The sequence below is a fragment of the Microbulbifer sp. SAOS-129_SWC genome (genome assembly GCF_039696035.1).
Classification (GTDB): domain Bacteria; phylum Pseudomonadota; class Gammaproteobacteria; order Pseudomonadales; family Cellvibrionaceae; genus Microbulbifer.
In genome coordinates, this window is sequence record NZ_CP155567.1 from 2,701,318 (window position 1) to 2,724,940 (window position 23,623).

Below are 23,623 nucleotides of genomic sequence, written 5' to 3' on the forward strand. Positions count from 1 at the left end.
AACCCATGGCCAAGTTCTCGACCGATAGCCGTTACGCCAAGTATTCGCAGCCGTTCAAGACCACTGACCCGCGCGGGCGCGAGGTGCTGGCGGTCACACCCGCCGCGATTCCGGCGAAACGCAACCGCGGCACGCATGTGACCAAAGATCCGCAGCGGCTCGACCACCTCGCGTGGTTCTACCTCAAGCGCGCCGATGCGTTCTGGGAAATTACCGCACACAACGGGCGCCTGTTGCCCGATGCCGTGCTCGCCCAGGCGCGTATTCGCATTCCGCTGGACGGAGACTGAAATGCTCTCGACCGTGCAGATCGTCAGCGGCACCGAGGGCACCCCGTGGACCCGCGAGCAGCGCCAGTGTGTGCTCGAGATCCGCTCCGAGCACAAGCTCAATGACCCGACAGGTTTCAGCATTCTGATGCACGACCTGCCCGACCGCGAAGGTCGCCGCCACCGGCTGCTCAGCGAGGGCTGCAAGGTCGCAGTACTGGTTCGGCCGAAACGCGCGGGGGATTGGCAGGTACTGTTTCAGGGCAAGGTCAGCGAAATCGATGAACATCACACCCAGGGCGGCGTCGGCTCCACCATCCTCTACCGCGGCCAGGATATCCGCACGATCATGGCCGCGCGCTGCTATCGCGGCAGCTGGTCCGGCCGGGTCGACGCGGTGATGCGACACCTGATCGAAATGGATTTTTCCGAGCACGATGTCGACGCACCCGAGAACAACGAACTCGACGAAGAAGAGAACCCGCTCGGCCAGAACAGTAACAATCTGGATTTTCTGCGCACACAGGCTATCGCCTTCGGTCACAACTTCTGGGTCAGTTATACCCGTGTGCCCGCGGCCACGCCGGGATTGGACGTGCATAGTCCACACGAGGACAGCGCACCGAGCGTCACCATCACGCCGAAGATTCACTGGGCCCGCTCGCCCTACCTCGACGCGGACGGGGCACCACCGGCCGGTGGTGCCGCCGCGGTCGCTGCGCCACAGGCATCCCTGGCACGCGCGGCAGAAGACAGCGGACCAATTACTTTCAGGGTCAACGTCGATCGGGCCGACTGCCCCAACGTGACTACCTTCGAGGTTACCTCCGAGGGCAGCAGCGTGCAGACGATGCCCACCGAGTCCGGCGACCAGACCCCGCCCGGCGGCGCCGCGGCGCCGACAAATCCGCTGGAACCACCAGTCGACGACGATACGCCCGGTGTGCATTTCGTCCCTCCGGCGGTGCAGCCGGGCGATGATGATGCCCAGGTCAACGCGGCGCTCGAGCAGGAGCGGCACTTCGACTGCAAGGTAAAGCTCTCGACCACCATCGCGATGCTCAAGAGGCTGTGCATCCCCAACGGACTGGCGACACTGCAAGGAGTGCCGGCGGCCGTCACCAACCAGCTGTTCCGGATCAGCGAAGCCACGCACGTGATTCGCATCGACGGACACTGGATGGATGCCGTGCTGGAGAGCAACGGCACGCAATACCGTGCGGACGACGACAACCGGCCGCAAGGTGCAACTGGAGAACAGGCATGAGCGACATCCCCAACCGCGGGCCCACGATCGACGAGCTCCACCGGCCCAGCAGCGGGCGCCTTTACGGCAAGTATCTCGGTGAAATTACCGACCGGGACGACCCCAAAAAGCGCGGCCGCCTGCGTATCAGGGTCGACAACATCACCGATGACAAAGGTGTCTGGGCCGCTCCTTGCGTGCCCTACGCCGGCGACGGTATCGGCTTTTTTGCACTGCCACCGAAGGGCACCAAAGTCTGGGTGGAGTTCCTCGGCGGGCGGATTGATCGCCTCGTCTATTGCGGGTTCCTGTGGCAGGAGGGCGAACTCGACGGGCAGGATTACGATCCGGCGCGGGTACATTTCGAGACCGGCTCGCTGCGCATCGAAGTCGACGATTCGAAAGACGAAATCAGGATCGAAATCAAGAACAACGGCGGCTCGATCTCGATCAAAGGCGGCGAGATCACGCTGAAAGCAAACAGCGTCACGCAGGAAGCGCAGGGCAACAAAGTCGTCCTCGATGCCGCCGCTTTCGATGTCAAGAACGCCGCCCTGAAAGTCGTGTGAGGAAACCACCATGAGCAACCCAACTCTGACTATCGCGGCGCACATCGCCGACGCCACACAAGTCCGCGCCGCGGCCTTCGTGCCGGTGAACCTGCGCGCGACCTCGGCCAACATGCCACTGTCGGTGCAGGCTGATGTACCAACATTCCCCGCTACGTCGCCCGCGCAGACTGTCACCGGCACCTGGATCGTCGCCGGCAGCCGCGTCACCGCCAGCGGAATCGCGCTCGTCAATACGCAGTCGGTCGGAGTGGGCTATACCGCCCTGCCCGCCTCCTCCGGCCCTCTGCAGATACAGCCAGGAAACCCGCATGTTCTCATCACCTTCTGATCCGATCCACGCGCTGGCCTATCCGCTCACTCTCGACGAAGACCGCGGGCGCTTCACCAAGACCCTCGACTATGAGCGCTACGTACAGGATCTGGTCCTGCAGACGCTGTTGACGGCGCCGGGCGAACGCATCAACCGGCCGGAAATGGGCACCCCCATCACGCAACTGCTGTTCGCATCGATCAACGAGGAGGTGGCGGACCTGGTCAAGGCGCAGATCCGCCGCACCATGGAGCACTGGCTGAGCAAGGTTGTGCGCGTCGAGCGTATCGAAACGCGCCAGCCCGAACTCACCCGCTTCGAGATCGAGGTCAGCTACGTCATTCTCGCCACCGGCACCACCGATGTGCTGAAACGGACCATTGCGCAATGAGCGGGCTCGGGCGTCAAATCCTCCTGGCCGAACAGGAGCCGTCATTCGACCAGACCGGAATCGATTTCATCGCCGTGGACGGCGCGGATCAGGCGAAGATCTACATCTACTTCGTCATCGACCCGCTCGACCCCGACCTCGACTTCGCGACGAGCGAGCTGGACGTCGAATGTCGCGGCGCCAGCAGCGGAGCACCGCGCCTGGTCGAGGCGCAGAGTTTCGAGGCGCATATCGATGCGCAGGGGCGCACGCGAAACGTGCTGGCGGTGGCTTTCGACTCGGGGGCGAGCTTCGAGATGCAGCACCTGCACCTGAGCGACCTGACCGGCGCGCGCCTGGACCCGTTCAGCGCCAGCGCGGACTTCTCGTTCAAGCAGAGCTGCCCGACCGTGTTCGATTGCGCCTGCCACGGTGTGCCGGACGAGCGCCCCGGCGCCGACTATCCGGTGGACTACCTCGCTCGCGATTTCGACAGCTACCTCGACACCTTCGCCACCTTTTCGCGCGAGCGCTATCCCCAGTGGCAGATGAACATCGTGCCCGACCAGGCGCGTATGCTCGGCGACCTGATCGCCGCAATCGGCGACGAACTTGCGTTCCTGCAAGACGGCTATCGCCTGCAGACCCAGTTCGAGCAAATTACCGAGCGCCGCGCCTTCCAGCAGATTACGCGCATCCTCGGTTACAGCCTGCGTCCCGAGTTACCGGCGCAGGGCGAAGTGGTACTGCGCCACTACGAGGGCAATACGCAGCCGGCGGGACTCACCGACGCCGGCACTGTGGTGCGGATCAAAGCCGGAACCGCTCTCGCCGGCACTGGCGACAGCGATGTGGAAATTCCTTTCGAGGTCGGCGCCAGCTTCGATGACATTCTCGCCGGCATCAAGTATCCCACCAGCGCCCGCTGGACCGACATTGCGGTCCATATCCCGGACACCACCTGCCCGTGGCTCGCCCGCGGCGCGCGTGAGCTGACCGTTGCGGGCACCGACCTGATCGACCCTGAGATTGGCCCCGGCACGAGGCTGCTGATCGAAACCCGGCCGCTCGATCAATCCGAGCCACTGCGCCGCATCATTGTGACACTGGATGCGGAACCCGAGCTGGTCGCCGATGCGCTGGCCGGCGTCGAAGTCACGCGACTGCACTGGCAAGCCGAGGATGCGCTGCCGTTTGACCTGCATCTGCAACAGGCTTTCGTCAGCGCCAATATCGTGCCGGTGGTGTCCGGCCTGATGCACGAAGAGCGTTTCAGCATCGGAGAAAACCACGAGAAGCTCCCCACCGCGATCGAGCGCGAGGGCCCGCTGTCCGGCGCGGTGGCCACGCGTCCCGTTATTTACCGTTTTCCGATGGCACGCACCGTGACCGACGGCCTGGCGTGGCGCCCGGCCCAAAGCGACATGCCGTGGGATCGCCGCTACACACCGGACGTGGCGCTATTGCGGGACATTCCCGGGGGCGGGCTCCCGGAGCGCTGGCGGGTGGTCGCCGACCTGCTGGCGGAGGGACCAACCGACGAGGCGGCGACCGTGGAAGCCGGCCACTGGGGGCCGGTATTCCAGTGGCTCGACGGCGGCCAGCGCCGCGAGCACCGGGATTATATCGGCGACCCGGGCTGGTGCCTGCGCTTCGGCGCCAACGGGTTCGGCCTGACACCCGCCGACGGCTCGATCTTTACGCTGCGCTACCGCACCGCATGGGCGACACACGCCAACCTGCCGCCCGACCGCATGCGCCTGCTCACCGATATCGAGACAACCGCAGAGGCACCCCACAGCGCGCCGATGCCGGGCGCGATTCTGTCGGCCGCCAACCCACTGGCTTTCGACAACGCACAAGCTGCGGAACCACTGGCTCTGGCCAAACTGACCGTGCCCCACGCCACCCGGGCGATACAACTGCGCGCCGTGCGCGACAGCGATTACGAGGAACTGGTCGCGGCCCGCGACGACATCGACGCGGTCTCCGCAAGATCCTACTGGCTCGGCACCTGGACCGGCACCTTCGTGGCCACCGACCCGAGAGACAGCCTTGCACTGCGCAGCGACGTCAGCGCCGAGGTCACCCGCTTCCTGGAGGAAATCCGCCTCGTCGGCAGACCGGCCTATCTCACCGATGCCGCACTGCGCCCGCTCGATCTGCAGATCGTGCTCTGTCACGATCCGCGCACCCCCTGGGGATACGTCGTCGAAGCAATCCAGCAAGCGCTTGTCGCCGACGATCCGGCAGCGCTGTTCCACCCGGCCAACCTCTCGTTTGGCAGCCGCCTCTACCGCGCCGCGCTCGAGGCACGGATCGCCGCGCAACAGGGCGTCACCCGAATCCTGCGTATCCGCTACCGCTGGCGCGGCGAGCTCGATTTCAAGGACTTCACCGATAGTTTTCTCGACAGCGCCCCCGACCAGATTCCGGTACTCAAACACGACCCACTGCGCCCCGACCTGGGCCGTCTCGAAATCTTTGCCACCGAACTGCCGGAGGAGACCGCCCCATGAGCGTCGCCACCGACGGCCTGCACTGCCTCTGCCCGCCACGCTTCCCGGCACTTGTGGGCGCCGACGGGCGCCCGTTGCCGAAACTCTTCGCCGACCAGCGGATCGAGGTGTTCCAGGCGCTGTCCGCGCGCGCCACCTTCGCGCACTGGCAGAGCGGCCCCGACGATGACATCGGGCGGATGATTCTCGAGTGGCTGGCGACGCTGCTCGACAACCTGTCGTTCTACAACCACCTGTGGACCCTGGAGCAGCACCTCGCGACCGCCACGCAGGAGGATTCGCTGCGCCAGCTCGCCGCCCTCACCGGCTATCAGCCGCGGCCGAACCTGGCGGCGATGGCGCGGCTCGCGGTGATCTCCGATGCCCGCGCGCCAGTCATCCTCCCCGCCGGGCGCGAAGTGACCTCGGCGGGAACCGACCAGCACCCGGCGCTGAGCTTTGAGACGGTCAGCGACGCCGCCATCGATCCCGCACTGAATGCGATGACCGCCATTCCGCCGCGCGCAACCACCTTCGATCCCGACTTTGTCGCGATCGGCAGTACCTTCCGCAATCTGCGCGTGGACGAGCCAGTCCTGTTCACTAGCGGCAGGATACGCACGGCCGCAATTCTCGACGAGATCACCAACGACAAATTTCCCTCGGGCGAGAGCTACGCCGAGCTGAAAGTCGACGGCGCGCTGTCGGATCTCGCCGGCCGCAACCTCGGTGATATCGAGATAAAGAGTTTCGTCAACCAGAGCGAAAGCTGCGGCCAATGTGGCAACTGGCTGGAGCTCCAGGGCGTACAGCCGGGCTTTATGGAGAATCAGGATATTGCCGCCATCAATACGGAAAATGGCCAGCTGGTGTACGGCCGCATCAGCGACGTAAACTTCGACAACATACAGCGCATTCCCAGCGACACCGCTCCGGTGTTTTCGCCGGTGACGCGAATCCAGCTCGACGCCTCCATCACTTCCGGCCAACCCTACAGGATCTTCCACGGCGTCCGGCGCGGCGCGCACCTGATCGGCGCGCCGCAAAGGCATGTGACGCTGGCGGATTTCTACGGGCGCATCGAGGTCGAGGAGAAATACCCCGGCGATGACCTCGACTACCAGGGCGAATTTGTCGTAGTCGATGCAGAAAATAGGAGCGTTGCGATCAGCGGCAGCCTGGACGTCAATCCGCACAACCGCCGCACGGCGCTGAACCTGTCTTCGATCGCCACGCCGGCACTTGTACTGAAAGCGCCGCTCAAAATTCACGGCAATTTCGTGGCAGTGGATCAGGGCAAGACAGTGGTGGAAACCCTCGGCAGCGCCAGCGGGCGGCGCTACCAGACGTTCCGGCTGGGGAAGAAACCCCTGACATTCCTGCGCCGCGACCTCTCGGATCCCGAGCCCGCCATCGAAGTCTTTGTCGACAGCGTCCCGTGGCGTTACGTACCCAATCTGTTCGGGGTCGCAGCGGACGACCGCGTCTATACGCTGCGCATCGAGGCGGATGGACAGGCGCACGTGATTCTCGGCGGTGTCGCCAATACCGGCGAGAAAAACGTCGCCGCCCGTTATCGGCACGGCACCAGCGGCGACAATCCGGACGCCTTCACCATCAATGCGCTGGCCGGGCGGATCGGCGGCGTGCAGAAAGTCTTCAATCCATTTCCGGCGCTGGGCGGGCTGAAGGGCGACGATGCCGAGGATCTGCGCTTCGTGCTGCCGGCGCGTATCTCGGCCAACGACCGCTGTGTCTCGGCAAACGATTACGCGGTGCTGTCGCGCAACTTCGGCGCGCTGGCCGCGCGCGCGCGCCCTTACTGGAACAAGGTTCGCAAGCGCACCGCGGTCGAGGTGACCGCGGTCTTCGATGGCGGCTTCGACGCCGCGCTGGCGGGCAAGCTCCGCGACTACCTTGTCGGCCACGCGCCGGAAGGCAGCCTCGTCACCGTGGTTAGTGCGCGGCCCACGCCGCATACCATCGGACTGACGCTGCGCCTGGCGCCCGCGGCACGGGCAGCGGAGGTCGAACGCCGTGTGCGCGAAATCTACTTTCACGAATTTACCGGCCAGCTCGCCCCGCGCCGCGCGCACATTGGCCACGTCTGGAGCCGCACCGAGCTGCTGGCACCACTCCACGGCATCGACGGCATCCTCCGCGTCGAACGACTGAGCCTCGACGGCAGCGAGAGCGCGACCGCAATCGCGCAGGCCGCGGACGAATATATCGAGGCGACACTGGATCTGGAGTTGATGCGATGAGTGATCCGATCACCGGCCGCGCGCGCGACGGATTCGAGGAATACTACTTCCGCAAGCTCCACTCCTGGATACCGGAACTCTACTGGAACAACGATCTGGACAACGGCAGCCTCGAAGTCCTGATCCGCGCCATGGCCGACCGGCTTGCGCAAATGCGGCGCGAGATCGACCGGGTCTTGAGTGCCTCGTCGATCGAACTGGCGGACGACTGGGCGGTAAAATATCTCGCCGATCTCGTCGGCGCGGAGACGCTATCGGCACAGAACAGCCGCGCCAACCGCACGGTGGCAGCGAATTTCATCGACTACCACCGGCGCAAGACCACGCGCTATCTGCTCGACACACTGATTACCGATGTGGTCGGCACCGAAGGTTACGTCCGCGAGATCGAGCGCTGGCTGGCGCGCTCCCCGCACGAACTGGACATGGCGTATCTCCGCTTGGCACCGCTGTCGGAGGGAACCGTCGGCGGCCTGCCCGAACTGACCGGCCCGCGGGTGGACGATGCGGCGCTGCCGGCCTTTGATGAATTTGCGCGCCTTCCGGACTTTGGCCCGCGCCGGGGCCGCGCGGCCTCGTTCGACTACGCCACCATCCACTACAACCTGTTCGCCAACGAAAGCTGGCGGGTGGAGTTGGCCACGCCGTTCTGGCTCGACGCAACACGTCTGACCCTCGATCCCTCGGGCCGCGCGGCGCCGCTGTTTCACAGCGCAACCTTCGACCACCGCGCTGGTCGCTGGCCCGACGGTCCGGAAGAGTTCCCGCTGCCCATGCGCTGTGCCCGCTTCAACGACGCGCAATTCGAAATCACCGAAGCCGCGCTCGACACCATCGCCTCGCCGGGCCTGACGACCGCGCTGACGTCGTGGATCGGGACGGTTTTCCGCACCCGGCAGGCCTTCCAGCGCATTCTCGCCGACCAGCTATCGGCCGCGCTGTACAACAATTTCCAGAGGGCACTGCTGCGTGAATGCCTGGTGGCCAATTGCGCCAAGGCGCGACAGATAGAAGATGATGTGCATCTGGATATCGGCCCCGCCGATGGCTCGAGGGAACGCGCACCATTCGAAACCGTCGCCGCCAATCTGTCGCGCTGGATGCCGCCGGCACAGTGGCCGCAGGACGCCGCGCTGCTGCTCGATGTTGCCAGTGGCTGCATCCAGCTCGCCGGGGCGCCGGACGATGGCGCCGTGCCACCGGAGCTGTTCCGCCCGATATTTCACCATCTCGGCCTGGTGCATCGAGTCGGCGCGGGAACCTTTCCGCGCACCAGCGATATCGATCTCGGCCCCGCGGTCGACGATGCCAATGCCGAGGTGCCCGTCACCCCACCCGCCTCCGGGCTACAAGCGTTCCGCGACAACCGGCGCTACGTGTGGAACTGGCCCGCCAACCGGCGCTTCGAGATCGCCGGCACGCTGCGTCTCGAGGCGGCCGATCGCACGCGGCCGTACCTTGTCTCGCGCACCGGTGACGTCGGGCGCGACTTCACCGTCGTCGGCACCGATGGACAGGACAACCACCTGATCATCGACGGGCTGTGGCTGGGCCTGCTCGCCGACGCGCCCATCGAAACCGGCGTGGGCGGGCCGGATGTGCCGGCGCCGCCCGCCCGCGCCCGGCTGATCCTCGACGGACATTTCGAGACGGTGACGCTGCGCCACGTGTCACTCGACCCGGGCGGCGAACAGGCGCGGCTCGACCCTGCTATCGCCCGCACCATTCCCGCGGTCACCCTGGAAATCGAGGGCTCGGTGCGGCAGCTGCGGATCGAGCGCTCGATCACCGGCCCGATTGTCGAGACCCGGGCCGACCCGTCGCTGTTGAACGCCGGCGAGATCCGCATCTCCGACTCCATCGTGCAGTCGATTGACGCGGAACGCCCGGCAATATCGGTGGCGCTGGCGCGGCTGCACCTGAAAAATTCCACCGTGCTCGGCGCCTGCCATGCGAATCTCATATTCGCCACCAACTGCCTGTTTGACGGACCGCTGTACGTGACCAACCGGCAACAGTCCTGCCTGCGTTTCAGTGCCGTAGCCGGATACGCGGGCATCACCGATATTCAACCATCCCGCCTGCCGCGTCGGTTCGAGTGCGTCGACTACGAACGCACGATTCCGCCGGCATCGCTGCGTTCGATCCGCTTTGGCGATCCGGATTTCGCCGCGCTTTCCGACCTCGCCGATACCGGCCTGCTGCGCGGCGGCGAAAACCGCACCGAGATCGGCGTCGGCAATGCGAGATTCTGGCACCAGCGCCGCGAAGACCTGGCGCGGGTTGTCAGTACCTTTCTGCCCGTTGGGCAAAATGCACAGATTTACGAAGAAACGGGGGGGCGCTCATGAAACGCCGCATTACCAGGGAACACGACGCACGCCAGGGGTACGGCGGCGTCTATTGGGAGGGCGGCGGCGCGATCACCGACGCGGACCTCAACGCCGCTTTCGACGCCCATCGCGACCGGGACGAGGCACTGGCCCGGGCCTGGATTGCGCCCGCGGGCAGCGCCGACGATGGCTGGCGGGCCGACGGACTCAGAAATGTGGGCGGCAGGGTCGATTTCGATCTCGCCGCCGGACACTACCTGCTCGACGGCGATCTGCTGAGGAATCCCGCGAGCTATGCGTTCAGCGCACAGCCGCACGGGTTGTCCGCCGCACTCGAGCCACATATGGCGCTGGACTGGCCGGAAGAAGACGAGATCTCGGAGGCCGGCGGCGAACGCTTTGACGCCGTCGTAATCGACAGCCGTACACTCGCGGTCACGGTGGTCGAGGATAGCGAACTGGACGAAGTCGCGATGCGCAGCGATCCGGCCACCCGGGTGCGCCCCTCACCCAAGGTCCGCATCCTGCCCGGGGTCTCGCCCACCTGTGCCGAGGCGCGAGCGGAGGTGTTGGATCTGCTCGCGGGTGTCTGTGCCGAGGTCGACCTGCCCTCCCCCGCGATCCGCCCGCGCGGACGCCTGCGGGTACATCTGGGCACCGTGGAGCAGCCGGACAACCCCTGTGCGCCCGAACAGGCGCTGGGCTATTTCGGGCGCATGAATCACACCATCAAGGTGATGCTGACAGCGCCAGACCGTTTTGTGTGGGCCTACCGCAACGGCGGCGAACTCTACCGCGCGACGCTCGACGACGACGCCACCCTGCGGCTCGTGACGCCCTTCGACGACAGTTCACGCTTTCCCGTCGCAGGCCAGATCGCCGAGCTACTGACCTGGGACAGCCGGCTGCCGAACGGCGAAGTCACCGCCGCGCCACTCGGTCGATTCCGCGCCATTCAGCAGGGCTATAACCCCGGCGAAGAAACCGTCGAACTCGGCGCATCGGTGGATGGCGACCTGCGCGACTGGTACCAGGCCCAGGGCGACGGCGCCTTCCTGTTCGTGCGCTTCTGGGAGCCACCGGCTATCGCCATGCAGACCGCCAGCGCTACCGGCGCCGACGTGCCGCTGGCGGAGACCGGCGTCCGCCTGGATTTTGTCGAACCCGGCTGCGCCGGCGACCAGTGGACTTTCAGTGTGCGCGCAAACGCCAACGATACGGTGTTCCCGCAGCGCATGCTCGAACCAGGCGGCCAGCCGCCGGGCGACATTCGCCGCGCCGCCGACCTGATCGCGCTGATCCACTGGCAGCTGGACAACGGCGCGGTGGTCGGACATCTCCACGACTGCCGGCGCAGGGTCCGGCCGCTGTGGAAAGTCGGTGGATGCTGCACCGTAACGGTCGGCAACGGTGTGTCCAGCTTCGGGGATTTTGACCGGCTCGAAGACGCCATCGCCGCCCTGCCCCACGAGGGCGGGCGTATCTGCCTGCTGCCCGGCACCCACAGCGGCGGCGTGTCGCTGCGCAATCGCGTCAACATCACCATCGAGGGCTGTCGCGGGCAGACGCGGCTGGCGCAGAGTCGTGACAGCCGGCCGGTGCTGACGATCGAGGATTGCGCGGGTATCGCGCTCAGGGACTTTACCATCGAGGACGGCAACCGCCTCGCCGTGGCAGCGGCGCGCACCGAGCGCCTGGCGCTCGAGCGGATCGACACCATCGGCCAGGGCTCGGCCATCTCGCTGGTCGACGGCAACGCAACCCGGATCCGGAACTGCGATTTCCTCGCCCGCGCCGAAGCGGCAATCATCCCGGCCGAGGACTTCGCCGAACTGCGCCCGCTCGCGTTTGTCGGTGGCGACGACCTGGACATCGCTGACAACCGCTTCCGCTGCGACGCGTCGCGCCTGACGCTGATGTCACTCGGCGGATTGCAGATCGCCTCCGGCAGCCGGCGCGTACAGATCGCGCGCAATATTATTGGCGGCGGCCTCGGCCACGGCATCACACTGTGCCACCTGAATCTGATCCGCGTGATCGGCATCGCTTACGGCCAGGCGGACCTGGTCGCCGAGCTGGGTGCCCCGATAATGAAGGCCGTCGACGAAACCGCCGTCTGGACCCACAACAGCCGCGCGGCAAAGGTGAACGGCAGCGACCTGCTCGAGAACAGCGACGCGCTGTCCGAGCACGTCGCCGCCGCGCGGGATGCAATCTCGAACGCGACTTTCGACTTTGTCGAGAACCCCATCGGCATCACCCAGGTAGCGCTGCAGGGTTGCCTGGGTATCGACCCGACACTGACACTGCCGGAACCCGATGACGACGATGACGACTGGACGCTCTACGTTCCGGCCGGCACGGTGAGCCATGTCCATATCATCGACAATGAGATCGCCGACCTCGGCGGTTCGGGCATCTCGATTCCATCGTGGAACCTGGCGCTGCGCCCCACGGCCGGCGAGTGCATCGTCGAAGCGTTGGCGGCCGAGCGCAACCACATCCGCAACTGCGCCCGGGTGGCCGTCGCCTCGACGCTCGACGATGAAGAATTGCAGGAGATCGGCTTCGGCGGCATCGCGCTGCAAGTGGTGCACGGCGCGAAGATCGGAGCCAACATCATTCAGGGCATCGGCAACGATCATCGCAGTCCATCCGCCGGCATCTACCTCGCCGGCGTGCAGACCTGTCACATTCACGACAACCAGATCCTCGAGGTCGGCCGCCTCGAGCGCTCGGGCAATCGCAATATCCTCGGCGTGGCGGGCGGTATTCTGATCGACGCAGCGGCGCCGGTGTGGGGGCCACCCGTCACCGGCGGCGGCTTCCGCGACAAAGTACTGTCCAGCGTGGGGGCCCCGGGGAGCAAGGCGAATAAATGGAATTACCCCGCGAAGGCGGCAGACATCGCCAGGCTGTTCAACCTGCCCCGCACCGAGGCCCTGCGTATCCAGAACAACCAGGTCAGCGTCAATTTCGGCATGAGCCTGGATGTGCGCGGCGCCGGCTCGTTTCACATCGCCGACAACCACCTGACCACGCTCACGCCGCGCCTCAATCCGGCCCGGCCGCGGCTGGCCAGTTCGGTATCCGTGGTCAATTCCGAGTTCCCGCAGCTGGAGGTGTTGATCTGGCTGTTGACCATCATCCGCAGTTTAAAAACCGCCTCCAGGAACTTCGAGTCGAACGGCTTCCTGAAGATCCTCGTCGACGCGGTGATGAAGGTCTCGACACTGCGCGACCGGGGCGTGATCCAGCTGCAGAACAACCACATCCGCACCGAGAGCTTCACGCGCAAGGATGTCACCCCTGCGCTGGTCACGGTGATTTCGCCCTATGACGTGCAGATCAGCGACAACACCCTGAAGTCGGTACACAGTGACAGCGATGCGTTCCTGCACCTGCTGGCCGCCGGACTGCTGTCGATCCAGTGTGTTTCAAACCGGATCGAATCGCGGCCGGAAGCCGGCGTCGGCAGCGCGGCGCTGACTGCCGGGCGTGACAACACCACTTTCCTGAATCACGCCAGTCATGCGATGACACAGATGCGGGTGACCCCCGCGATGCCGTCCGTGCCGGGCAACACTCACCCCTGACAGAAGCGAGGCGCCACCATGGCGAAAGCATTCAGCGACAGCATTCTGGACCGCTTGGGGTCCGATCTAGACGATGCCCTCGAACAGGGGCGCGCACAGCACGAGGCGCGCCGCGTCGCCGCACAGGAGGCCACGGCCCGCGCGGCGCGCTGGAGCGGATTCGTGCGCGAACCGGGATATGCCGACACCCTCGCCTGGCGGTCGGTATCCCTGGCGCACGCCCAGGGCACAGCCGAGAGCGCGGCAGAGGAATTGGACGATACGCACACCACGATGCAACGCCTCTCCGCCCACATCGACAACGACACCGCGCGCATCTTCGGCCATGTCGAGTCGCCCACCGGCGGCGGCGAGGCCGACCTGATCGATGCCGACGGCTGCATGATTGCCAGCTCGCCGATCAACACGCTCGGCTACTTTGCCATCGCCACCGCAGCGACGGGGGAATCGGCGCGGATCGAGATCCGCGACGCCCAGGGGCAACTCGCCGTGCTCGACGGCCGCCCCCTGGCACTGACGCCGGGGCTGATGGCATCGCGCGATTTCACCACTGGCCGCTGCGGCAAAGTCGAACCTGTACCCGACCAGCCATCGGAGCGCGTGGAAATGCCCGACCTCGTCGGCAAGAGCGCCACTGATGCGCGCGCGATACTCGGCGAGCTGGGTAAATTCCGCATCCGTTACAACGAAACACATACGGACAACGCTCCCGCGGAGACGGTTATTCACCAGGAACCGGCGCCCGGCCGCTCCCTGCCCGCGGGGGGGGCTGTGCTGCTCGGTATTTCGCTCGGGCCCGAACCGCAGCAGACCATGCCCGACCTGATCGGGCAAACCGAAGAAGCCGCGCGCAAGGCGCTCGCCGACCTGCACTATGCCGCGGTGCAATTCACCCAGGTGGTGGACCGCAAAAAAGCGGGCCGCGTCGTCGAACAGACCCCGGATGCGGGGGCGGCAGTTGGCGAAGACAGTGAAATCCGCCTATGCATGGGCGTTGCCGCGCGGCTGATGCCCGAACTCGTGGGGCGCACGCGAAAGCAGGCCCTAGAAATCCTCGTACCCGACTATATCGATGCGCCGACGATTCGCGAGGAGCCCAGCGACGGACCCGCCGCCGTGGTCCTCGAACAGAAGCCGAAGGCGGGCGAAGCGCTCGGCGATGCGGGCGTAACGCTGGTCATCTCGATTGAGCGCAAGGAAGACGAAAACGGTCTGTCGATGCCGGACGTGATCGGCAAAGCGCGCAAGGACGCCCTGGCGATCCTGCGTCGCGCCGGAATCGAAGAGGTCGAGACGCAGACCAAAGCGCACGACGGCCCCAAAGGTGTGGTCATCGAGCAGCGCCCCGCAGCCGGTGCAAAGATTGAGGACGGCGCCGTTCTCGTGCTCGCGGCAGCATCCCAACCGCAGGAGGATGTGGAGAAGCTTCCCACCATGCCCGATGTGTCCGGGAAAACCCGCGCCCAGGCACTCAAGCTGCTCGAGGCCGAGGGCATCGAGGAACCGGAGTTCGACCAAGACGCGGCCCGGCGCCGGGGCGCGCGGGTGCTGAAACAGACACCCGCCGCCGGCAAGTCGGTGAAGAAGGGCCAACGCGTCAAGCTTGTGTTCGGGAAGCCCCGGTGAAATGGAACAACAGGCGCAGGCACAGAAAAAGACGACCGACGCACCCGGGGCCACCCGGTCGCGGCGCAGCGGCATATCCGCGGAAGCCGCTGCCAGCGCACAACGACAATCCTACCAGCCGGTTTATATCGAGCCGCGCAACACCGGCTTCGAATCCGAGGCGCGCCACGCCGCGCAACGTTTCGGAGGCCAGCCGGTGGACGTCGCCCCCAGCCCCTTCTCCGCATCGAGCCGTCGCGCCGAACTTGGGCCGGACCTTGCCCGCAAGCTGGTAGATCGGCTGGATCAGGGCGGACGCCCGCTGCCGGGCGAGGCCCGCGAGCGCATGGAGCGGCATTTCCACCGCAAGCTGGACAAAGTCCGCATCCACGACGATCCGGTGGCCACGGAGGTCGGCGACGCGATCGATGCCCGCGCCTTCGCAGTGCGCCGCCACATTTTCTTTCGCGACGGTTTCGCCGCGAGCGACCCGCGCGACCTGCGTGTACTCGCGCACGAACTGACGCACGTGTTGCAGCAGTCCGAAGGAGCGACCGAAGGTTATATCATCCAGCGCGATGACCCCGGCGATGTCGAGGTCAGCGAAACATGGGAGGGCGAAGGCGGTGATCGCGGCTTCGCCCTCGACTTTTCGCAGAGCGACAGCCTGTTCAGCATGCCGAGACTGGAGTTGCCGAAGGTCAATGGCAAGATCAAGGGCAAATCCCCATTGAGGGGAATCACGCTCGAGGAGCTGATTCCCGCGTCGGGTTTCGAATACACGACCCGCACCGGGGACCGCAATACCCGCCAGCGCCAACTCTGGTTGCAGCACATCGGCAAGAACAATACCCGGATCGAAGACGCAATCCAGGCGTTCATCCCGAACCCAACCTCCGAGAACGACAGTGACCCCGTCTATTACCTCAAGGTCCGCGCCACCGAGCAGATCCTCGCCGGCACCAGGTCCCAACTGCTGGCGCGCCCCGAACTGTCGATCCCCAACTGGAACAAACACGGCCGTCCGGCTTTTTTCGATGTCGACCACTACCGCGAATATCAATTGGGTGGGCCCGATGAAATTCCAAATATCTGGCTTCTGGAAAACTCGGCCAACCGCTCTTCGGGCTCGCGCATCCGCAACACCGTGCTCGGCGAGATCAACGACCTGTTCCGCCGCGCGCGGGAAGACAATTTTTTTCAGGGCCGCAATGCCAACCACGATGTGTCGAACTTCTCGCGCACGCCGCGCGGGCAGCGGCTGTATTTTTCCCGCGTCGCGGGCGGCCACGATATCGGCGACAACACCCCGCACTGGACGGTGGACGAGATCATCGCCGCCAAACACATCAAGTTCGGCCAGCGACAACTGTTACAGGCGGTGCCGCTCGAACGGCTGCGCGAGCTGGGCCTCGTCGCCGGTGCCAATGGCAGCTCACCGACGACGGTGCTGTGGTTTCTGGGCAAGGACAGCGGCTTCTTCCGGCGCATCGATATTTCCGACCTGAGCAACCCCTCCTATGGCGGTAAGCCGCTCGGCGACCAGAACGAAGACTTCATTAAAAACTTCCGCATCGAATCGGCCACACTCCGTTCGGGGCTTGACCCAGCCACGCTGCAACCAGACGAGGAGATCGGCGCGATCACCGGCAAGGTCCGCGGCGGCGTCGGTACCTACTACGACCGCGACACCGGCCAGAAAGTGAAAGGCGACCGCATCGTCGTCGAGAGTGATATCCGCCTGCCGCTGTGCTTCGATCGGCGCTTCGGCTACGGCGCATACATTGATCGTAGCCGCGTGCGTGAGGCGCTGGTGAATGAACGAGCGCAACATCCGGCCAAACTCAAAGGTGCGAGCCCGCTTGAACTGAGCGAAGGCGGGCTGAGCGACGCCTGGGCGATGGAACTCTCGGCCACGCTGACTTCGACGCACCCCATGTTCGACGGCTTCCAGGCCACCGTCGGGCTCACCGAATACGGTATCGGCCTCGATGTCGATATCCCCACCGACCGGCTGGATTTCGGCTTTTTCCGCGTGACCGAGGCCAACCTGACGCTCGCCATGGGCGACGATGGCTTGCTGTTCGGCGGCGCCGCGGCATTCGAGCTGGACCAGATCGGCAGCGGCTCGGTGAGCGGTGTCGGCACCCGAATCGAGGGTACCTTCGATTTCGACTTCGATTTCGTCGATCCGGCCTCCATCAGCGTCCGCTACGAAGATGAGGCATGGGCCTTCGACGCCGAACTCGGTATCAGCGAGGGCGTCGTCCCCGGCTTGCAGTCCGGTTCGATCCACGTGGGTATCGACGAGGAAAGCAACTTCGTCTTCGACGGCGAGGCCTCGGTGCAACTGCCGGGTCAGTCCGAGCCCGCGACTATCGAGATCGGCTACAGTGCGGAAGAAGGTATCTCGATCGGCGGCACGGTCACGCTCGATACCTCGTCCTGGCCCGCGGTCGAGAACGCGACAGTAACGGTAAACCTCACCTACGATCCCGACACCAGCGCCTGGGCACTGGGCGGTACCGGCTCGGCGGATTTCGCCATTCCCGGGGTTACCGGTACGCTGGACGCGACGTTCGACAACGGCGGCCTGATTCTGCGCGGAGCGGGCGACCTGGCGATCGGCAATGCCACCGGCAACTTCGATTTCGCCATCGGCAATTATCCGGTCACCGAAGAAGGCGAATTCGATCAGTCAGGCGATCCCGTCGACACCTTCGCCGCCTGGGGCGGCGGCTCCATCTCGATCGCATTCGGCCCCTACCTGACCGGCACGGTGGGCGTCCGCTATACACCCGACGATGAAATTGTCCTGAGCGGCGGTATCGCCCTGCCCCCCTCGATCACGCTGTTCGAGGCGATCGAACGCGAGCGCGACCTGATGACCTTCCCGCGGATCGAGTTCCCGATCTTCGGTGTCTCCATTCCGGTGGTCGGTTCGATCGGCGTGTTCGGTTTTATCGGCGGGCGGCTGCGCGGATACGCGACGATCGGTCCCGCTACCCTCGACGACAGCCACGCCGATATCGAATACACGCTGGGCGATCCGGACTCGGCGGTGATCCATGGCGAGAGCCAACTGAATTTCGGCATGGATGCCGGAATCGAACTGGATATCGGCGGCGGTCTCGGTGTGGGCGCCGCGGTTGCCGACCTCACCGGCGAAGTGGGAATCACCGCTGCCCTCGAATTCGATGTGGACGCCGGTGCCGACCTGTCACTCGACTGGACGCCGCTGGCCGGGTTGTCGCTGGACTTGGACCTGCGCGGATCCTTCTCGCCGTCCTTCCGCGTCGGCGTGTTCGGCCGCGTCGCAGCCAGCGTGGCAATATACGGCGAAGTGTGGAGCGAACGCTGGGATGAAACATTGGCCTCGTTCGGGTCGGGACTGGAGGTCTCGATATTCCAGCCCGCCCACTGGGACGAAGAGAATGGACTGGCGCTGGATTTCTCGGAGTCTGTTTTCACCTATCCAGATATCGATGTGCGCGAGATTGCTGGCGATATCATGGAGCGGATTGTCTAGCATCAGGACCATGCTGACTTTCCCCGGTAATTTAATGCAAGGTCATGCCGCACGATCAATACGCCTACCCGGAGGAGATAGGCGCAGAGTCAGCAACCAGTATATCTTCGATCACATCTCAGAATTAATCAGGCTCCACCTCCGAAAAATACTGCTCATCCGTCACCTTCTCCAGCCACTCTACCGGAGAACCATCCTGCGATTCCTGTATCGCAATATGACTCATTGCGGTCTTGTCCGTTGCGCCGTGCCAGTGCTTTTTACCGCAGTTACAGAACACCACGTCGCCGGCCCGAATCTCTTTTTTTGGCCCGCCCCAACACTGGGTCCAGCCGGAACCGGCAGTGACGATCAGGTGTTGCCCGAGCGGGTGCGTGTGCCACGCGCTTCTGGCGCCCGGCTCAAAGGTCACCAGGGCCCCGGATGTACGCGCCGGCTCGGGTGAGTTAAACAGCGGATCGATGCGCACCCGGCCGGTAAAGTACTCTTCCGGACCCGGCACTGACGGCTGCGATCCCACACGGTATATTTTCATATCCATCGGTAACTCTCCTCTGATATCTATCTGAAGTTTCGCTTAAAGATTTGTTGGGGGTAGGTGCGGCAATGCGCATACCGGCGCCGACCACTTGGATATCTGCGGTGATCCGGTATTGAGTACATTGACAGTTTGCAGGCATACCCAAATGGACAGATAGTCGGATCCGTACGATTTCTTGCCTAATCCTTAACAGGCTACGGCGAGCGATGCTATTCAATACAACGAATCACCGCGAAATACACCGCCAATTAACCCGGCGCAAGCAGTGGAAATAGCATGTCCGCCGTATTACTAATATTGTTCATGTTCAAATTCCGCACAAACGGGAAAGGCAAACAGATGACACAAAATATCGACGGTAAAGTTGTCGTAATCACCGGCGCCAGCAGCGGTCTCGGTGAAGCAACCGCCAGGCTACTCTCCGAGCAGGGTGCCAGACTCGTGCTCGGCGCGCGCCGAATCGACAAGCTAAGTGCACTGGCACAGGAACTCAAACTGGGCGACAACGCCGCAGTACAGACCGACGTCACGGACCGCCAGCAGGTACAACAGCTGGTGGACACGGCTGTGCAGGCGCACGGCCGTGTCGATGTCATGCTCAACAATGCCGGTCTGATGCCCAGCTCGATGCTGGAGAAACTGCATATCGACGAGTGGGATCGCATGATCGACGTCAATATCAAGGGCGTGATGTATGGCATCGCCGCCGCACTGCCGGTGATGCAAAAACAGAATAGCGGCCACTTTATCAATGTGGCCTCGGTGGCCGGCCACAAGGTCGGTCCCGGAGGTGTGATTTACGCAGCCACCAAGCACGCCGTGCGGGTGATTTCCGAGGGCCTGCGCCAGGAGGTTAAGCCGTACAACATCCGCACCACCATCATTTCCCCGGGGGCGGTGGCAACGGAACTGACCGACGCCATCACCGATGCCGATGTGGTTGCGCGTATGGACAAAGTCTACGAGCAGGCGATCCCGGCAGACTCCTTTGCACGAGTAGTGGCCTTCGCCATGAGCCAGCCGGAGGACGTGGACATCAACGAAGTGCTGTTCCGCCCCACCAGCCAGGAATACTGAAATGCAACGGCATAACCGCTGACACTATCAACCCTGCAGCCTCGCGCCCTGGGCCTGGCTACGCAAACGCTCGATATCGCGCCGGGGCGGCGCGCCAAACATACGGCTGTACTCGCGGCTGAATTGTGACGGGCTCTCGTAACCCACCTGGAACGCTGCGCTGGCCGCGTCCAGGTACTCGTTGAGCATCAGCCGCTTGGCCTCGTTCAGACGCAGCCACTTCTGGTATTGCAGCGGGCTCATCGAAGTGAGCTGGCGAAAGTGGTGGTGGAAGGTCGGAGCACTCATCTGTACGCGGGCCGCGAGTTCCTCGATGCGCAGTGGCGCGGCGAAATTCAATTTCAGCCAGTCGATCGCCTTGGCAACCCGGTGGCCATGGCTGTCCACCGATGCAATCTGCCGGACCAGCGCCGCCTGGTCGCTCATCAACAGGCGAAAGTGAATCTCGCGCTCGATCAATGGCGCCAGCACCTCGATGGCTTCGGGTTCATCAAGCAGATTCAGCAGGCGGTTGAACGGCTCCAGAATTCCAGGGGTTACCGCGCCCAGCCCGACACTGCTGCCGGAGACCTTGTCACGCGGCGGTATCAGACTGCCCTGGGCAATCAATTCCGCCAGCATGCGCAAATCCAGCTTCAACACCAGGCCGAGGCAGGGGTTCTCCGGACTCGCGGTAATCACCTGGGACGTGGCCGGGAGGTCCAGCGATGTAACCAGGAAGTTCGATGTATTGTAGGGATAGGTCTCCCCCCCAATCACCATCCGCTTATCGCCCTGTACAACCATTACCACACTCGGCTCGATCAGGCAGAAATCCGGCTCCGAAGGTCGCTCACGCCGGAAAAAACCGAGATTCGGGACCGCCGTGGCATAGTCGCCCTCCCCGCTGGTGTGCCTGGAGATTACCCCGGCCACGGCCCGGTGCAATGCACCAACCTGTGGCTCACGGAGCTGCTGAATGTGGTTCCGATTAGCCATAACTTACAAGGTCCTCCTCAGTGGCAACTCTACTCCCACCCGCCACTTGTCACCACAAAAAGACCCTCCATCCATAGGATTGGGCAAGAAAACCAGTCCAATACTCTACTGAATAAACGCACAGACTCCCAAAAGGGGGAACTACGATTACCGCGACCCTCGGCAACAGTCAGGCCGCGCAGGACTTTCGCCCTGTTTCCACTGTCACTGACACTGGAAGACTACGCCGCCACAGAAAAAGTCAGCGATCTCCCCGGGAAACGGTCAACCATCGGTGCGCCCTAAGGCTTTGCGGCCAGGACGGGCGATAAAACCTACTACGCCCCGCGTGGAAACCTGGCCATTTTTTACCAGGATTTCCGCCACGCCGACGGTTTGGTGAAGCTGGGCACACTCGATTCAGGCACCGACATCATGCGCAAGAGAGGGCCGCTAACAGCCACGATTCGCAAATCCGATCGATAACCGGTGTGCCACCAACGGTTCCCAAACCCCAGACGGGCGAAGTGAATATCAAGATAGGCATTGCCGGATCAGGTTTGATGGGCGGAAAGCTCGACACAATATTTGCCCGCACGCGGGCATGAAGAAGTTTTCAGTTATGCCCGCAGACAAGGGAAGCTAATCGCGCTCGCACGCACGCCTCGGGAGACCACACAGCCTGAGCGGCGCCCCGATTGCGTGGTCGCCACCAAACATTAATGTTAAAGTTAACGTTAACGTTAAGCGTTATCCAATCAGGGCCATCCAGATGAAGATCGGAGAACTGGCGCAGCGCACCGGCCTCGCCGCCTCGCGTATCCGCTTTTATGAGCGCATAGGGCTGTTGCAGACGGTCGAACGCGAGGCGAATGGCTATCGCAGCTACCCGGATGAAGCGGTGGTGATGCTGAACCTCATCACCACCGCACAACAAGCGGGCTTCAGTCTCGACGAGCTGCGTGCGCTGCTACCGGCGAGCCTGGAACAGTGGCAGCACGGCTCGCTGGTCAACGCAATCAAGCGCAAGATCGACGATATTGAAGCACTGCAACAACAACTGGCGCAGAGCAAGGCGCACCTGGCCGAGGTCCTGACGCAGGTGGAAGCCAAGCCGGAGGACATCGACTGTGCGACCAATGCCAAGCGGGTGTTGTCGCAGATGGGGCTGGGCAGCGGGAAGCGCCCTGCCCTCGCAGACAATAAAACCGAATCCGCCCGGAAAAAAGCGCGACGTCACTAATCCTGCGCAGCGCAGTCGTCGAGCGCCGCCAATGGCGTTGGCAGATTCAGGACCACCTGCGCATCCTTGACCACATCCATGCGCATAATAGTAGAGGCTCCCAGCCCATCGAGCAGCTGGCTCAGCGGGCCGCCACTGCGCGTCAGGCTGACATTCTTGGGCAAGAGCCGCTGCGCGAATTCAAGCGTATTGCTCTGCACCGCGGTCTGATGCCAGGCGCCGTCCACCCTGTGCACCATGGTCGTTGTACCCATGTGGGACTGTGACTCTGCGCGCTGGAGTTTTGGCAGTGGCGCTCTCAGTTCCAGGTCGGGCCTGCCGTCCAGCGCCGCTAACTTCGCCTTCACATCCGCACCGACCTCTACATCGATCTCCGCACCCCACTTGGGCAGTTGATAGCCATAGAGGCCCCGCACCCGCGCGATTTCCGTATCGACCGGAAGCGCCAGCACATGGGCATAAAAGTTGCGGCGCCGCATGGAATTGAGCAGCTCCAGCGCATGCGAACCCCGCGCGCCGGGCCGGCGAACCACCACGGCAATCGAGACTTCGTCGTAGGGATCGTTATCGCAGACGGCGTAGGAGAAAAACGTCAGCGCCACCAACCCGTAACCCGGCAAGGCGCGCAGCGGCTCAAGCGGCATGGGCAGTTCCGCGCGCAACCGCTCGAGAGGCGCGAGGAACAGTAGCTGGATATTGCTCGTGCGGTAATAGAAATTCGGCGCCCATATCGGGCCGACTCGCGAATCGACCAGTTGCTTGGGAATACGGCGAAACCAGTCGATATTGCCCGCGGCCGGGTCCCGCGCTACCTCGTCAAGGTCCGGATTCATGCGGAAACGGTCATAATAGCCGCCCTCTACGACTTCGACATTGTGCGCCCCGAATTCGACCTCTGTATACCGTTTGTTCATACTCGTAACCTGCACTGACCAGGGACTTGGCGGCTGCCCGTGAACAGCCTATCCCCGGCACTCTAAGGTTAAACACTACTTTAAGGTCAAGCCTGCGACGCTGCCCTGAAGCCTAAGCCGCACAGAGGTATTGACCTTAAAGTTGGCTTTAAGCCTAAGATCACCACTCGACGAAATGCGGTGATGTTCCTTTTGGGCCGCCCCGGAGAAGCCACCGTCACGGGGCGATTCCACTGTGGCGAATTCCACCTTGAGCCCCCATTGAGTCACGGTTTGGACAACGACGATGGAGCAACAGC

Annotated in this window: 16 protein-coding genes; 13 read left to right on the plus strand and 3 right to left on the minus strand. The window is 63.8% G+C overall.

The features are described 5' to 3' along the window. Positions 1–5 precede the first annotated feature (5 nt). The 11 genes from ABDK11_RS11730 to ABDK11_RS11780 are packed head-to-tail and all read left to right on the plus strand — an operon-like array spanning position 6 to position 18,592. On the plus strand, positions 6–290 hold the full coding sequence (locus tag ABDK11_RS11730; protein ID WP_346836697.1) for a hypothetical protein: 285 nt from the start codon (positions 6–8) through the stop codon (positions 288–290). 1 nt (position 291) lies between these two features. Next, positions 292–1,536 (plus strand): hypothetical protein, encoded by a 1,245-nt coding sequence (locus ABDK11_RS11735; protein WP_346836698.1) that lies wholly within the window; start codon positions 292–294, stop codon positions 1,534–1,536. Continuing rightward, positions 1,533–2,084 carry a phage baseplate assembly protein V gene (locus tag ABDK11_RS11740; protein WP_346836699.1) on the plus strand — a complete coding sequence of 184 codons (552 nt, stop codon included), beginning with the start codon at positions 1,533–1,535 and terminating at the stop codon, positions 2,082–2,084. Before ABDK11_RS11735 ends, ABDK11_RS11740 begins: the two co-directional genes overlap by 4 nt. A gap of 10 nt (positions 2,085–2,094) precedes the next feature. Further along, positions 2,095–2,415: a hypothetical protein gene (locus tag ABDK11_RS11745; RefSeq protein WP_346836700.1), complete on the plus strand. Its 321-nt coding sequence runs from the start codon at positions 2,095–2,097 to the stop codon at positions 2,413–2,415. Then, positions 2,396–2,788, plus strand: a complete 393-nt coding sequence (locus tag ABDK11_RS11750; protein ID WP_346836701.1) for a GPW/gp25 family protein — start codon at positions 2,396–2,398, stop codon at positions 2,786–2,788. Before ABDK11_RS11745 ends, ABDK11_RS11750 begins: the two co-directional genes overlap by 20 nt. Next, on the plus strand, positions 2,785–5,286 hold the full coding sequence (locus tag ABDK11_RS11755) for a hypothetical protein (protein ID WP_346836702.1): 2,502 nt from the start codon (positions 2,785–2,787) through the stop codon (positions 5,284–5,286). Before ABDK11_RS11750 ends, ABDK11_RS11755 begins: the two co-directional genes overlap by 4 nt. Beyond that, on the plus strand, positions 5,283–7,529 hold the full coding sequence (locus ABDK11_RS11760; RefSeq protein WP_346836703.1) for a hypothetical protein: 2,247 nt from the start codon (positions 5,283–5,285) through the stop codon (positions 7,527–7,529). Before ABDK11_RS11755 ends, ABDK11_RS11760 begins: the two co-directional genes overlap by 4 nt. Continuing rightward, positions 7,526–9,880, plus strand: coding sequence for a hypothetical protein (locus ABDK11_RS11765; RefSeq protein ID WP_346836704.1), 2,355 nt, complete (start codon positions 7,526–7,528; stop codon positions 9,878–9,880). Before ABDK11_RS11760 ends, ABDK11_RS11765 begins: the two co-directional genes overlap by 4 nt. Further along, on the plus strand, positions 9,877–13,458 hold the full coding sequence (locus ABDK11_RS11770; RefSeq protein WP_346836705.1) for a hypothetical protein: 3,582 nt from the start codon (positions 9,877–9,879) through the stop codon (positions 13,456–13,458). Before ABDK11_RS11765 ends, ABDK11_RS11770 begins: the two co-directional genes overlap by 4 nt. 18 nt (positions 13,459–13,476) lie before the next feature. After that, positions 13,477–15,084, plus strand: a complete 1,608-nt coding sequence (locus ABDK11_RS11775; RefSeq protein ID WP_346836706.1) for a PASTA domain-containing protein — start codon at positions 13,477–13,479, stop codon at positions 15,082–15,084. A 1-nt stretch (position 15,085) separates the two neighbouring features. Then, positions 15,086–18,592 carry a DUF4157 domain-containing protein gene (locus ABDK11_RS11780; RefSeq protein ID WP_346836707.1) on the plus strand — a complete coding sequence of 1,169 codons (3,507 nt, stop codon included), beginning with the start codon at positions 15,086–15,088 and terminating at the stop codon, positions 18,590–18,592. 124 nt (positions 18,593–18,716) lie between these two features. On the opposite strand, the gene ABDK11_RS11785 is transcribed toward ABDK11_RS11780, so the two are convergent. Continuing rightward, complete coding sequence (locus ABDK11_RS11785; protein WP_346836708.1) at positions 18,717–19,133, minus strand: cupin domain-containing protein; 417 nt, start codon at positions 19,131–19,133, stop codon at positions 18,717–18,719. Between the two features lie 339 nt (positions 19,134–19,472). On the opposite strand from ABDK11_RS11785, the gene ABDK11_RS11790 reads away from it, so the two are divergent. Next, positions 19,473–20,210: an SDR family oxidoreductase gene (locus ABDK11_RS11790; RefSeq protein WP_346836709.1), complete on the plus strand. Its 738-nt coding sequence runs from the start codon at positions 19,473–19,475 to the stop codon at positions 20,208–20,210. 27 nt (positions 20,211–20,237) lie between these two features. Here ABDK11_RS11790 and ABDK11_RS11795 read toward each other — a convergent pair whose 3' ends face one another. After that, positions 20,238–21,188, minus strand: coding sequence for an AraC family transcriptional regulator (locus ABDK11_RS11795; RefSeq protein ID WP_346836710.1), 951 nt, complete (start codon positions 21,186–21,188; stop codon positions 20,238–20,240). Between the two features lie 751 nt (positions 21,189–21,939). Here ABDK11_RS11795 and ABDK11_RS11800 point away from each other — a divergent pair. Continuing rightward, on the plus strand, positions 21,940–22,410 hold the full coding sequence (locus tag ABDK11_RS11800; RefSeq protein WP_346836711.1) for a MerR family transcriptional regulator: 471 nt from the start codon (positions 21,940–21,942) through the stop codon (positions 22,408–22,410). Here the strand turns inward: ABDK11_RS11800 and ABDK11_RS11805 are convergent. After that, a complete protein-coding gene (locus ABDK11_RS11805) occupies positions 22,407–23,324 on the minus strand; it encodes an acetoacetate decarboxylase (protein ID WP_346836712.1) in 918 nt (305 codons plus the stop codon). The genes ABDK11_RS11800 and ABDK11_RS11805 overlap by 4 nt on opposite strands. Positions 23,325–23,623: the final 299 nt, after the last annotated feature.

What these genes read in the sequence shown, in the direction of transcription:
- ABDK11_RS11730 (WP_346836697.1), top strand. Translation starts at nt 6, where the DNA reads ATGGCCAAGTTCTCGACCGATAGCCGTTACGCCAAGTATTCGCAGCCG.
- ABDK11_RS11735 (WP_346836698.1), top strand. Translation starts at nt 292, where the DNA reads ATGCTCTCGACCGTGCAGATCGTCAGCGGCACCGAGGGCACCCCGTGG.
- ABDK11_RS11740 (WP_346836699.1), top strand. Translation starts at nt 1,533, where the DNA reads ATGAGCGACATCCCCAACCGCGGGCCCACGATCGACGAGCTCCACCGG.
- ABDK11_RS11745 (WP_346836700.1), top strand. Translation starts at nt 2,095, where the DNA reads ATGAGCAACCCAACTCTGACTATCGCGGCGCACATCGCCGACGCCACA.
- ABDK11_RS11750 (WP_346836701.1), top strand. Translation starts at nt 2,396, where the DNA reads ATGTTCTCATCACCTTCTGATCCGATCCACGCGCTGGCCTATCCGCTC.
- ABDK11_RS11755 (WP_346836702.1), top strand. Translation starts at nt 2,785, where the DNA reads ATGAGCGGGCTCGGGCGTCAAATCCTCCTGGCCGAACAGGAGCCGTCA.
- ABDK11_RS11760 (WP_346836703.1), top strand. Translation starts at nt 5,283, where the DNA reads ATGAGCGTCGCCACCGACGGCCTGCACTGCCTCTGCCCGCCACGCTTC.
- ABDK11_RS11765 (WP_346836704.1), top strand. Translation starts at nt 7,526, where the DNA reads ATGAGTGATCCGATCACCGGCCGCGCGCGCGACGGATTCGAGGAATAC.
- ABDK11_RS11770 (WP_346836705.1), top strand. Translation starts at nt 9,877, where the DNA reads ATGAAACGCCGCATTACCAGGGAACACGACGCACGCCAGGGGTACGGC.
- ABDK11_RS11775 (WP_346836706.1), top strand. Translation starts at nt 13,477, where the DNA reads ATGGCGAAAGCATTCAGCGACAGCATTCTGGACCGCTTGGGGTCCGAT.
- ABDK11_RS11780 (WP_346836707.1), top strand. Translation starts at nt 15,086, where the DNA reads ATGGAACAACAGGCGCAGGCACAGAAAAAGACGACCGACGCACCCGGG.
- ABDK11_RS11785 (WP_346836708.1), bottom strand. Translation starts at nt 19,133, where the DNA reads ATGGATATGAAAATATACCGTGTGGGATCGCAGCCGTCAGTGCCGGGT.
- ABDK11_RS11790 (WP_346836709.1), top strand. Translation starts at nt 19,473, where the DNA reads ATGACACAAAATATCGACGGTAAAGTTGTCGTAATCACCGGCGCCAGC.
- ABDK11_RS11795 (WP_346836710.1), bottom strand. Translation starts at nt 21,188, where the DNA reads ATGGCTAATCGGAACCACATTCAGCAGCTCCGTGAGCCACAGGTTGGT.
- ABDK11_RS11800 (WP_346836711.1), top strand. Translation starts at nt 21,940, where the DNA reads ATGAAGATCGGAGAACTGGCGCAGCGCACCGGCCTCGCCGCCTCGCGT.
- ABDK11_RS11805 (WP_346836712.1), bottom strand. Translation starts at nt 23,324, where the DNA reads ATGAACAAACGGTATACAGAGGTCGAATTCGGGGCGCACAATGTCGAA.